This window comes from Variovorax defluvii, from assembly GCF_039541515.1.
GTDB classification, from domain to species: domain Bacteria; phylum Pseudomonadota; class Gammaproteobacteria; order Burkholderiales; family Burkholderiaceae_C; genus Variovorax; species Variovorax defluvii.
This window is the reverse complement of the sequence record NZ_BAABGJ010000013.1, coordinates 1-11,162: the sequence shown is the minus strand read 5'-3', so window position 1 is coordinate 11,162 and position 11,162 is coordinate 1. Positions and strand designations below refer to the sequence as shown.

13 protein-coding genes are annotated in these 11,162 nt (G+C 70.4%); 4 read left to right on the top strand and 9 right to left on the bottom strand.

Annotated features, from left to right (window positions below):
- Positions 1–7 precede the first annotated feature (7 nt).
- The 6 genes from ABEA07_RS08495 to ABEA07_RS08470 form a co-directional block, all read right to left on the bottom strand.
- Positions 8–226, bottom strand: coding sequence for a hypothetical protein (locus tag ABEA07_RS08495; protein ID WP_345537166.1), 219 nt, complete (start codon positions 224–226; stop codon positions 8–10).
- A 104-nt stretch (positions 227–330) separates the two neighbouring features.
- Positions 331–1,440 (bottom strand): adenylate/guanylate cyclase domain-containing protein, encoded by a 1,110-nt coding sequence (locus ABEA07_RS08490; protein WP_345537165.1) that lies wholly within the window; start codon positions 1,438–1,440, stop codon positions 331–333.
- Positions 1,437–1,856, bottom strand: coding sequence for a response regulator (locus ABEA07_RS08485; protein ID WP_345537164.1), 420 nt, complete (start codon positions 1,854–1,856; stop codon positions 1,437–1,439). The genes ABEA07_RS08490 and ABEA07_RS08485 overlap by 4 nt, the downstream gene beginning before the upstream one ends.
- Positions 1,857–2,008: 152 nt before the next feature.
- Positions 2,009–3,016 (bottom strand): ABC transporter substrate-binding protein, encoded by a 1,008-nt coding sequence (locus ABEA07_RS08480; protein ID WP_345537163.1) that lies wholly within the window; start codon positions 3,014–3,016, stop codon positions 2,009–2,011.
- Positions 3,013–4,029, bottom strand: coding sequence for an ABC transporter substrate-binding protein (locus ABEA07_RS08475; RefSeq protein ID WP_345537162.1), 1,017 nt, complete (start codon positions 4,027–4,029; stop codon positions 3,013–3,015). The genes ABEA07_RS08480 and ABEA07_RS08475 overlap by 4 nt, the downstream gene beginning before the upstream one ends.
- A 59-nt stretch (positions 4,030–4,088) precedes the next feature.
- A complete protein-coding gene (locus ABEA07_RS08470; protein ID WP_345537161.1) occupies positions 4,089–6,980 on the bottom strand; it encodes a GAF domain-containing protein in 2,892 nt (963 codons plus the stop codon).
- A 143-nt stretch (positions 6,981–7,123) separates the two neighbouring features.
- Between ABEA07_RS08470 and ABEA07_RS08465 the strand changes: the two genes are divergently transcribed.
- Both ABEA07_RS08465 and ABEA07_RS08460 read left to right on the top strand, forming a co-directional pair.
- Positions 7,124–7,804 carry a redoxin domain-containing protein gene (locus ABEA07_RS08465; RefSeq protein ID WP_345537160.1) on the top strand — a complete coding sequence of 227 codons (681 nt, stop codon included), beginning with the start codon at positions 7,124–7,126 and terminating at the stop codon, positions 7,802–7,804.
- 118 nt (positions 7,805–7,922) lie between these two features.
- Positions 7,923–8,276, top strand: a complete 354-nt coding sequence (locus tag ABEA07_RS08460) for a YbaN family protein (protein WP_345537159.1) — start codon at positions 7,923–7,925, stop codon at positions 8,274–8,276.
- 95 nt (positions 8,277–8,371) lie between these two features.
- Here the strand turns inward: ABEA07_RS08460 and phnN are convergent, their stop codons facing one another.
- The 3 genes from phnN to phnF are packed head-to-tail and all read right to left on the bottom strand — an operon-like array spanning position 8,372 to position 10,378.
- Entirely contained in the window at positions 8,372–8,923 is a 552-nt protein-coding gene (gene phnN, locus ABEA07_RS08455; protein WP_345537157.1) for a phosphonate metabolism protein/1,5-bisphosphokinase (PRPP-forming) PhnN, read from the bottom strand.
- Positions 8,920–9,627 (bottom strand): DUF1045 domain-containing protein, encoded by a 708-nt coding sequence (locus tag ABEA07_RS08450; protein ID WP_345537156.1) that lies wholly within the window; start codon positions 9,625–9,627, stop codon positions 8,920–8,922. The genes phnN and ABEA07_RS08450 overlap by 4 nt, the downstream gene beginning before the upstream one ends.
- Positions 9,620–10,378, bottom strand: coding sequence for a phosphonate metabolism transcriptional regulator PhnF (gene phnF, locus ABEA07_RS08445; RefSeq protein WP_345537155.1), 759 nt, complete (start codon positions 10,376–10,378; stop codon positions 9,620–9,622). Before phnF ends, ABEA07_RS08450 begins: the two co-directional genes overlap by 8 nt.
- A 77-nt stretch (positions 10,379–10,455) precedes the next feature.
- On the opposite strand from phnF, the gene ABEA07_RS08440 reads away from it, so the two are divergent.
- Both ABEA07_RS08440 and ABEA07_RS08435 read left to right on the top strand, forming a co-directional pair.
- Entirely contained in the window at positions 10,456–10,911 is a 456-nt protein-coding gene (locus ABEA07_RS08440; RefSeq protein ID WP_345537154.1) for a phosphonate C-P lyase system protein PhnG, read from the top strand.
- Positions 10,821–11,045, top strand: a complete 225-nt coding sequence (locus tag ABEA07_RS08435) for an alpha-D-ribose 1-methylphosphonate 5-phosphate C-P-lyase PhnJ (RefSeq protein WP_425584090.1) — start codon at positions 10,821–10,823, stop codon at positions 11,043–11,045. Before ABEA07_RS08440 ends, ABEA07_RS08435 begins: the two co-directional genes overlap by 91 nt.
- Positions 11,046–11,162: the final 117 nt, after the last annotated feature.

The following is an 11,162-nucleotide window of genomic DNA, read 5'->3' as shown; positions in this document are numbered from 1 at the left end:
GCGCAGCTCAGCGAAGGGGAAAGCGCCTGAGCATCATCCGCCCCAGGCTGGTGATCTCGGTCACCATCGCGGGCAATTGCTCGTAGCCGTCCATCGTGCGGCTGGGCGGGGGGATGGTCGCCTTCACCAGACCGGCGGCCACCAGGACGCGGACGCCGTCGACATGGCCGCCGCCGGCGATCATGGCGGGCAGCGGGCGGGCGGCGATTTCACGGAGCACAAGCATGGACACGCAGCGACTGTAATGCGGCCCCGGCGACTTTCTCCGGACGGCCGAACGCGGTATGCGTGACTTCCTTGGGCTTTGGTCCACATTGTTGATGTGCTTCCTCAACTGCCGCGCAGGCGGAAGGCCGTCACCGGCCGCGCGAAGCCCTTGAGCACCAGGTCGCCGGCCGGCTCGCCCTGCGCGATGTCCTCGATCAGGCCCCACACGCGCTGGGACACCAGGATCTCCCCGCCGGCCGCTTCGCCGCAGAGCCGGGCCGCGAGGTTGGTGACGGTGCCGATCGCGGCGTAGTCGATGCGGCCCGGAAAGCCGATGCCGCCGAGCGTGGCGAAGCCCTGCGCGATGCCGATGCCCAGTTGCAGTGCATGGCCGCGCCGCCGCCAGTGCTCCGCCAGCTGCGCCACGTCGCGCTGCATCGCCAGGGCCATGCGCGTGGCGCGCGGCGCCGGGTCGGGCACAGGCGTGGGGTCGTTGAAGAACACCATGATGCCGTCGCCGCTGAAGCGTTCGAGCGTGCCCTCGAACTCCAGGATGCGCCGGCCCATCGCAGCGTGGTAGTCGGCCAGCACGGCCATCACTTCTTCCGGGTCGGCGGTCTCGGTGAAGGCGGTGAAGCCGCGCAGGTCGAGGAAGACGACGGTGATCTCGCAGCGGTGGCTCTTGAGCGGATCGACGGCGCCGCCGTTGACGATCGCCTCGGCGAGCTGCGGCGAGAAGAAGCGCCGCAGCCGGTTCATGCGCTCCAGCTCGCGCACGCCTTCGTCCACGCGCTGCGCGAGCGTCCAGTTCCACTCGGCCAGCTCGCTGCGCTGGCGCTGCACCTCGTCGTAGAGCTGCTTGATGCGCAGCAGCGACTTCACCCGCGCCAGCAGTTCGGCCTGTGCCACCGGTTTGCTCAGGAAGTCGTCGGCGCCGGCCTCCAGGCCCTTGGCGCGCTCCTTGGCGGGGTCCAGCGCTGTGACCAGCACCACCGGCAGCATCGCGTGCGTGGGATCGGCGCGGATCGCGGCGCAGACCTCGTAGCCGCTCATGCCCGGCATCATCACGTCGAGCAGGACCAGGTCGGGCGCTTCCTCGCTCAGCTTGCGCAATGCCTCTTCGCCGGACGATGCGGCCACGGTGCGGTAGCCGCGCGCGGACAGGAGGTCGGCGAGCAGCTTGATGTTGAGCGGCGTGTCGTCGACGATGAGGATGGTGGCGGGGGCGGTCATGGAATGTTCGGCGGTGTGGCGGGACTGCCGGGCGTGCCGGTGCGGCCGCGTCCTTCGCCGAGGAAGCGGCGCACGGTCTCGCGGAAGGGCTTGAGCTGGATCGGCTTGGAGATGAGCGCGTCGAAGCCCGAGTCCGTGACCTTCTGCCGCTCGTCGGGCATGACGGAGGCCGACACGGCCAGCACCGGCATCGCGTCCAGCGCCGGGTGGGCGCGGATCTCGCGCAGCACCGCGATGCCGTCGATGTCCGGCAGCTGGATGTCCAGCAGCACCAGGTCGGGCTGCGCCTCGATCGCCAGGCGCAGGCCTTCGGCGCCGGTCACGGCTTCGAGCGTGGCATGGCCGTCGTGGCGCAGGATGTCGCGCACCAGCTTCATGTTCTTCTCGTGGTCCTCGACGATCAGGATGGTGGCCATGCCGGTGCTCCTCGGGTCATCTCATGCGATCGCCCGCTCGGCCTGCAACCTGCCCGGCGTGCCGGCATTTCCGATGCTCCGCGGTCCTTGTGCCGAGCATACAGGGCCGGTCTGCGCCAGGGTACCCGTCAGCGCCGCGGCGTCGCGCCGCTTCATTCGATCACCTCGTCGGCGCTCACCAACACACTGCGGGGAATCGAGATGCCCAGCGCCTTCGCTGCTTTCAAATTGACCACCAGTTCCAGCTTGGTGCCCTGCTCGAAAGGGATTTCGCCCGGCGGCGTTCCCTTGAGGATCTTGTCGACGAACACCGCGGCGCGGCGGTACATCGCCGGAAAGTCGCCCTGGTAGGACAGCAGGCCGCCCGCGTCGAGGAAGATGCCGCCGCCCCAGACCGAGGGCAACCGGTGCTGCGTGCACAGCTCGCCGAGCTTCGCGCGATGGACCCATGTCATCGAGTCGGCCAGGACGACGACGGCCTCTGCCCGCTCGCGCGCCAGCGCCGCGAAGGCGGGCTCGAAGTCGTCCGGGCCCCGGATGGGATGGAATTGGACGTTGATGCCGAGACCCTGTTTCCAGCGTGCCACGGACGGCACCATGCTCTCGCGTTTCACGGAGTCCGGGTTGTAGAGCAGCGCCATGCGTTGTGCCGTCGGCACGACTTCCTTGAGCAGTTGCAGGCGCTTCTGTAGGAGGCCGGTGAAAGCGGCCGCGATGCCGGTGATGTTGCCGCCGGGTCGCGCATGGCTCTGGGCCAGCCCCATCCCCACCGGATCGTCGACGGCGACTGCGACGATCGGCAGGGTCTTCACCGCGTCCCTCGCGGCCATCGCGGGGGCCGCTTCCGAGGTCATTAGAACGTCGGGCCCGAGCTTCAGCAGCTCGTCGAGCAGGCCCGGCAGCCGCTCGTAGCGGGCATCGGCCCAGCGGACGTCGATGACCAGGTTGCGCTCCTCGACGTAGCCCAGGTCGCGCAGGCCCTGGCGCAGCGGCTCGATGATGGTGCGAAGGCTGATCGGGTCGCCGGTCCCCGGGCCCAGGAAGCCCAGGCGGGACATCGGCGCGGCGGCCCTCGGCTGTGCGCCCGGTCCCATGGCCAGGGCGGCGAGGGCCGTCGCCATGGCGGCGCGGCGCGACAGGCGGGCCCTGCCCGATGTCATTCAATCACCTCGTCGGCGCTCACCAACACACTGCGGGGGATCGAGATGCCCAGCGCCTTCGCTGCCTTCAAATTGACCACCAGTTCCAGCTTGGTGCCCTGCTCGAAAGGGATTTCGCCCGGCGGCGTTCCCTTGAGGATCTTGTCGACGAACACCGCGGCGCGGTAGAAGAGCGCGGGCCAGTCGCCCTGGTACGACAACAGGCCCCCGGCATCGAGGTAACCTGCGCCGCCCCAGACCGAGGGCAGGCCGTGCCGCATGCACAGCGCGCCGAGCCCGGCGCGCTCGATCCAGATCATGGGGTCGGCCACGATGGCGACCGCGTCCGCGCCCGAACGGGACATGGATGCGAAGGCCGGCTCGAAATCGTCCGGGCCGCGCACTTCCTCCAGCTGCAGGGCGACGGCAAGGGCGGGCTCCCACTGAGCCACGCCCCGTTCGAATTCCGCGCGTGCCACGGTGTTCGGGTTGAACACGATGGCGAAGCGGCGCGCCCCGGGCAGGACGTCCTTGAGCAGCTGAAGCCGCTTCTGCATGAGGCCGGTGAAGGCGGCCGAGATGCCGGTGATGTTGCCGCCAGGGCGCGTCAGGTTCGAGGCCAGGCCTGATCGCACCGGATCGTCGATTCCCACGGCAACGATCGGCAAGGTCTTCACCGTCTCCTTCGCGAGCAGCGCGGGCCGCGGGCTGGTGGTCAGCAGCAGGTGCGGATCGGCGCGCAGCAGCTCGTCCAGCAAGGCCGGCAGGCGATCGAACTTGCCCTCCGCCCAGCGCGATTCGATCGACAGATTGCGCCCCTCGACATGGCCCAGCTCGCGCAATCCCTTGCGCAGGGGCTCCAGCTGGGTGCGCAGGTTGATCGGGTCGGGGCTCGAGGCGCTGAGGATGCCCAGCCGCGCCGGTCCCGCCACCGCCCCGCGAGGCTGCGCCCCGAGCCCTTCGGCCAGCACCGCGAAGGCCGTCGCCATGGCGGCGCGCCGCGACAGCGCGATCCCCGCTCCATTCGATGTCATGCCGTCATCCCTTCGGATGTGGAGCCCGGCCGCCATGTTCCTCCTCTTGCGCTTGGCGATCAATCCCGTTCTTGTATCGGCCCGTCCAGCGTCCGCCGGGGCAGGGTGAAGGTGAAGGTCGAGCCCTCGCCAGGGGCGCTCTCCACCCACAGCGTGCCCCCATGCAGTTCGACGAAGCGCTTGGCCAGCGGCAGGCCGAGCCCGGTTCCTTCGGCCTTGCGCAGGTAGTCGCCGGCGGCCTGCCGGAATTCCTCGAAGACCAGCGCCTGCTGGTCGGGCGGGATGCCCACGCCGGTGTCGATCACGGCGATCTCGACGGCTTCGTCGCCCAGGGCATGCGCGCGCAAGGTGATGCGCCCGCCGGCCGGCGTGAACTTGACCGCGTTCGACAGCAGGTTGACCACCACCTGCTTGAGCTTGCGCGCATCGGCCACCCATTCGCCGAGCCGCAGGTCGATGTCCTGCGCCAGCGTCAGCCCGTGCCGCAGGGCGCGCTCGCGCACCAGCGTGGTCGAGTTGTCCAGCAGCATCGGCAGGTCGAAGCTCGACAGGTCCAGCTCCATCCGGCCGGCCTCGATCTTCGACAGGTCGAGGATGTCGTTGATCAGGCTCAGCAGGTGGTGGCCCGAGGCGTGGATGTCCTTCAGGTACTCGAGCTGCTTGTCGTTGACCTTGCCGAACATCTGCTCGGCCAGCACTTCGCTGAAGCCGATGATCGCGTTCAGCGGCGTGCGCAGCTCGTGCGACATGTTGGCCAGGAACTCCGACTTGTGCTGGTTGGCCAGGGCGAGCTGCCGGCTCTTTTCCTCGATCTCGGCGAACAGGCGCGCGTTCTGGATCGCGATCACGGCCTGGTCTGCGAAGGTCTTGAGCAGCGCCAGTTCCTTGTCGGTGAAGGCGTTCGGCGGGTCGCGCAGCACCAGCACCGCGCCCACGCCGCGCTGGTCCCACAGCATCGGCGCGATGGCGATCGAGAAGTTGCCCGCGGCCTCGGCCACGTGCCGCAGCGGCACCGGCGCATCGGCGGCACCCAGCGCGTCGGCGTAGTGCACGACGCGGCGCTCGCAAATGGCCTGCCCGGTCGCGCTGCCCGCCAGCGGGCGCGGAAAGGCCCCCACCATGGCCTTCAGCAGCGATTCGCGGGCGCCGCGGAAGCCTCCGTTGTGCAGCGTCCCGCCCTCGTCCAGCAGGGCGATGCCCATGCCGGTGGCCGCAAAGAAGCGCTGGCAGCCGTCGAGGATCGCGTCGAAGGCCGGCTTCTCGTCGGCCACCGAGCTGCTGATGACGCGCAGCACCTCGGCGGTGGCGGTTTGCTGCGCCAGCGCTTCCTTGGTCTCGTTCATCAGGCGCAGGTTCTCGATCGCGATCGCCGCCTGCCCGGCGAAAGTCTCCAGCAGGTCGATCTGGCGCTGCGGCGTCGGGCCGGGCTCGCCCCAGGCCACCACAATCACGCCGATCGGCGCGCCGTCCTTGAGCAGCGGCGCGCCCAGCATGCGGCGCCAGCCGCCCGCCCGGGCCGTGTCCGGGTCGTAGCCGGGGTCGGCCGACGCGTCGTCGATCGTGACCACCGCGCGCGCGGCGATGACGCGGCCGCTGAGCATGCGCGAGTCCGGCGGGCCGGGGTAGTAGCGGCCTGCGTCCTCGATCGCCAGCGGCGACCAGTTGCGCTGCGCCACCCGGTGCAGCAGGCGGCCGTCGTAGCGCAGCACCGAGGCGGTCTTGCTGCCCAGCAGCCGCATCGCGCTGTCCAGGATGGCCTCGAACACCGGCTGGACGTCGTTCGGCGATTCGCTGATCACGCGCAGCACCCCGCTGATGGCCGTCTGGAAGGCCAGCGCCTCGCTCAGCTCGGCGGTGCGCAGCTCGACCTTGCGTTCGAGCTGGGCGTAGGACTCGCGCAGTTGCGCCGCCATGGCGTTGAACTGGTCGGCCAGCCCCTCCAGCTCGTCGCCGGTATGGACCTCGATGCGCCGGTCCAGCTCGCCGGCGCCGATGCGCGCCGCGCCTGCCTGCAGCGCTCGCAGCGGGCGCACCAGTGCGCGTGCCAGGAAGAAGGTGGCCGCCATCGAGACCAGCAGCGCCAGCACCAGCACCAGCCCCATGCGCTGGAGCATCGCGTACAGCGGGGCGAAGGCTTCCGCGCGCGGCGATTCGACGAACACCGTCCAGCCCAGCGTGGGGATCGGCGTGTGCGTGGCCAGCACCCGCTGCCCGGACAGGTCGCGCGCGGCTTGCTGGGCGGCGTCGGAATTGGGGCGCAGCCGCGCCGCCACCTGCGGCAGGGCGCCCATGTCCGTTTTCTTCAGCACCAGGCTGATGTCGGGATGGGCGATCAGCGTGCCGTTGGCATCGACCACGTAGGCCAGTCCCTTGGCGCCGACCTGGATGCGCGAGACCACTTCCCACACGAACTTCAGGTTGACGTCGGCCGTGGTGACGCCGCCGCCCTGGCCGGCCGGGCGCGCCAGTGTCATGTAGGGCTCGGTGTCCAGGCGGAAGTAGACCGGCCCGAACCACATCCTGCCCCCGGTCGCGCTGCGGAAGCCCGGGTCGGCCGAGCGATCGATGCCGCTGCCGACCTCGTTCATCGCCAGGCGGGAAACCCGCAGCTGCTCGCGCCCCGCGCCGTCGATCCAGGCCACGTCGGTGATCGGCGGAACCTGGCGCAGCAGCTTCAGGTACTCGATGTAGCGTGCCTCGCGCGGCTCGGTGCCCGGCGCTTCGGGGCGCGGCAGCGCGGTCCAGCCTAGCTGGTGCTCGATGTTGAGCACGTACTGCTCGATCCGCGTCGCCGCGGCCTGGGCCTTCTCGGCCTGCAGTGCGATCACGTGCTCCTGGTTCTCGCGGTACGAGAAGTAGATGACCACCGCGCCGCTGGCGACGAGCATCCCGCCGACCAGCGCGATGATCAGCAGCGCGTACTTGGGGAAGAGGTGCCAGCGGCGTGCCATGCGATGGCGGCATTGTGGGCTGTGGGCGTGCGGCCGCACAGGGGGGGCGCCTCGGGGAATCGCGCGTTGTGCGGCCAGGCGGGCGGTGTTACGGTCGGCTTCTTCGCGGGTGGGCCGCAACAACGCCAGCCAGGAGGTGATCCATGGGAGATCCTCGAGATCCACTGCAGCCGGGTGAGCGTGCGCCGGACTTCGCACTGCCCGCGGTCAACCGCGAGGGGTCGGTCGGCCTGGCCGATCTGTCCGGCCGCCCCTTCCTGATCGGCCTCTTCCGCGGCCTGCACTGCCCCTTCTGCCGGCGCCAGGTCATGCGGCTTGCCGAGATGCAGCCCGCGCTGCACGCCAAGGGCGTGGAGACCGTGGCGGTGATCAACACGCCGCTGGCCCGCGCGCGCCTGTACTTCGGCTACCGGCCGCTGCCACTCGTCCTGCTGGCCGACCCGGAATGCCGCACGCACCATGCCTTCGGCGTGCCGCGCGCCGCCTTCCTGCCCGAGGGCAGCGCGGAGCCGCCCGCGTGGCCGGGGCGCACGAGCGCGGCGCAGTTCGAGGCGGCGCGCATCAATCCCGAGGGCTTGCTGCCGCAGCCCATGCAGCCCATGGCGGCCAACCCGGTGCTCAATGCGAGGGACGGCTTCGCGCTGGAGGAGGACGACGAGGCCATCTTTGCCGCCCACGGGACGCAACTGGTGGGCCACTACCTGGTCGACGCGGCCGGCGTCATTGCATGGACGCACATCGAGGCGCGCGAGGGGCCGCACAGGCTCTGCTACTTTCCCGATGCCGTGGAGATCAGCGCGGCGGCCGATGGCCTGCGGGGCTGATGATCGCCACGAACAGGCCGGCGGCATCGGGCTGCGGCTGCAGCAGTGCTGAATCGGGACCGCGCGGCATAGCGCCACAATGGTGCTTCACCCGTCTTCAATGCAATCACCCCGAGTCATGCAACTGCTCTGGCGCCTGCTGGCGATCGTGTTCCTCGCACTCGCGCTGCTCGGCGTCGTGCTGCCCTTGCTGCCGACGGTTCCTTTCGTGTTGTTGGCAGCGTGGTGCGCCAGCCGCGGCTGGCCTGCGCTCGATGCCTGGCTGCTCGGGCATCCGGTCTACGGCCCGTCGATCCGCGACTGGCGGCGAGGCGGGGTGGTGTCGCGCCGTGCCAAGTGGATGGCCAGCTTCAGCATGGCCATCGGGGCGGTGGTGATGCAGTTCGCCTCGCTGCCGCCGGCCGCCCGCATCGCGGGCCCGCTGGTCATGCTGGCCACGGCGATCTGGCTGTGGTGCAGGCCGGAGCAATAGGCGAGCGAACAGGCGGAACTCGCGGCACCGGCGGCTTCACCGCCGGGGGTCAGCTGCACGGCCCCTCGGCCTTCGCCAGCGCGCGCTTCCAGCTTCTAGCTTCTGGCCAACGCTTCGAAGGCCTGCAGCAACCGGGCACCGGCCTCGGCCAGCGGCCCGTCGTTGTGCACCTCGATGGCATCCGGCGGCGCGCGGAAGCTCGACGCGCGCCGCAGCCGCGCCTCCACCATCTCGGGCGTTTCGCGGCCGCGCGCCAGCAGGCGCTGGCGCAGCACCTCGATGCTGGCCGTCACGTGCACCACGGTGACCCGCGGGAAGCGCGCGAGCGCCTGCGGAAGGTAGGCGCGCGAGCCATTGACCAGCACCCACGCGCCGCGATGCAGCGGCTCGACCTCGTCGTGCCGCACGCCATAGCGCAGCCCGTTGGCCTGCCAGTCCAGCGCGAAGGCCTGGGCCTCCTGCAGCAGCGCGAAGGCCTGCTCGCTGACGCTGTGGTGCTGTTCGTCGCCATGCCGCGCAGGCCGCGTGATGGTGCGCCGCGCCAGGTGCAGGGGCAGGTGCGGCGGCAGGTGCTCGCGCAGCCAGGCGATGAGGCTGTCCTTGCCGGCGCCCGAGGGACCCATGACGTAGACGAGTCGCCCGGTCATGTGCCCAACTCCATCTGATCCACGAGCCGGAAGTCCGCGCCGGGGCGCGGCTCGGCGAACAGCGAGACCCTGTCGAAGCGACAGGGCGGCAGGGGATCGAATCGGTGGTGTGCCGCGGCCTGCAGGGCCTCGATCTCGGCCGGCTCGGCGTGCTTCACCGAGCCGCTGAGCGTGAGGTGGAAGCGGAAGCGCTGCAGTACGAAGGGATAGCCCCAGCGCAGCATCAGCGCATCCTCCTCGGGCGAGAGGCCGGCGGCGCGGCGGCGCGCGAGCTCGTCGGGCGTGAGCGGCGCGGCCAGCGGATGCAGGCGCATCACGCTCGCACCGGCCAGGGTGTCGATGGCGTGGACATCGCCGTCGGGCACCAGCGCGAGAAAGTCGTCGAGCTGCGCGACCTTCAGCCTCGGCATGGTGAAGGGCTGGAAGGCGCGGCACAGCGCGTGCAGTTCCTCGCGCAGCCGCGCCTCGTCGACGCCCGGCGCGAGGGTGAAGGGCGCCTTCAGCGTCGCGTGCCAGCCGTAGCGGCGCGGCGCCTTCGTCAGCGCATGGAGCCGCGTGGCGGAAAGGCCTGGCACCGGCACCTGCGGCAAAGGCTCGCCGCGTGCGGCGCAGCGGCCCAGCCAGCGGCTGCCGGCCAGCCACCAGGGGCTGTTCTCGCGTGGCGCGAAATAGATCGCGTAGCGGTGCATCGGCGCGTCATTCATCGTGGGTCACCGTGAGTGTCACCCGGTCGCCTGCGAACCAGGTGCGTGCGAACTCGATGGGCACCCCGTCGGGGTCCACGTTCACGCTCTCGACGAAGAGCGCCGGCCGCGTGGCCGGCTGGCGCAGTTGCGCCGCCACCTCGGGCGCGGGCATCTGGGCCGTGATGCGGCTCTCCTCGCGGGTGCAGTCGGCCACGCCGTGGGCTGCGAAGGCGGCGGTGATGGAGCCGGTCTCGCGCACCACGGCCTCCAGCTGCGCGAAACGCGGCAGCGGGAAGAAGCGCTCGCCGACGAGCAAGGGCTGCTGCTGCGCCTCGCGCAGCACCTGCAGGCGAAGCAGCGCACTGCGTGCCGGCCGCTGCAGCGCGCGCGCCTGCGCCGCCGTCGCGCGCACCGTGCCCGAACTCAGCACGCGCAGCGCACCGCGCATGCCGGCCAGCGCCATGCTCTGGTGGTGCCGCGTGCGCTTGGCCGGCATCAGGTCGATCGCGAACTCTTCCACGTAGGTGCCGCTGCCCTGCGCCACCCGCAGCAGGCCCTGGCTGCTGAGGCTGGCGAGCGAGCGGCGGATGGTGTGGCGGTTCACGCCGAACTGCTCGGCCAGCGTGTGCTCGGAGGGCAGCCGCTCGCCGGGCGGATACACACCGCGCGCGATCGCGTCGGCCAGCTCGGCGGCGATGCGGGTCCAGAAGGAGTCGCGCGGTGGGCGCGTGGCGGCGCCGAGGGCCGGAGACGATGTCGTGTTTGTCATGAAAGGGACATGGGTCGTGCCCAAGCTGGCACTCGTTGATCGATTTGTCTATACAACTTTTCCAGGTTAGCTCGCCCATGCTTCATGGCTTTGACAAGCACCCCGCGGACCGGTTGCTGGACCGGGCGCAGTGGATGGCCTTGCCGGCGCGTGCGCCGCTTCCGATGCTGGAGTCTGCACTGGGCAAGGATGCCGAGCGTACGCCGCATTGGCTGCGCGCACCCGAGACTGGTTTGACGATGGTCCAGGGCCGCGCCGGCGGCACCGGCGAGCGCTTCAACCTCGGCGTGGTCACCGTCACGCGCTGCGCGCTGCGCCTGGGCGGCGCGCCGCGCGGGGAGGCGGCCATCGGTGTGGCCTACGTGCTGGGTCGGTCGAGCCTCCCGCGCTCGACCGATTCGCGCAGGGCACCGACGCCGCGCCGGAGCGGTCGGCCACCTGCGTGGTGGACATGCCCTCGCTCGCCGACGGCGAGGACGAGGAAGGCTGGACCCTGCGCGGCCCCGGCATCCGCACGCAGACGCGCTACGTGATGTCGCCCTCGCCCATCCCGGAGTTCGACAATCCCAAGATGCCTTGGATGTCTTGCTCTCTGCTCCTCTGGGAGGGGATTGGGGTTTTGGGCCTTTGTTTTGGCCTTGCTTGTTGGGGGGCGCAGGAGCCTTGAATTTGGCTCTTGGGCCCTTGTTTTGGCCTTGCTTGTTGTGTGGCGCAGGAGCCGGGAATTCGCCCCGGCGGGCGAGTTACTTTCTTTGTCTCGCCAAAGAAAGTAACCAAAGAAAGG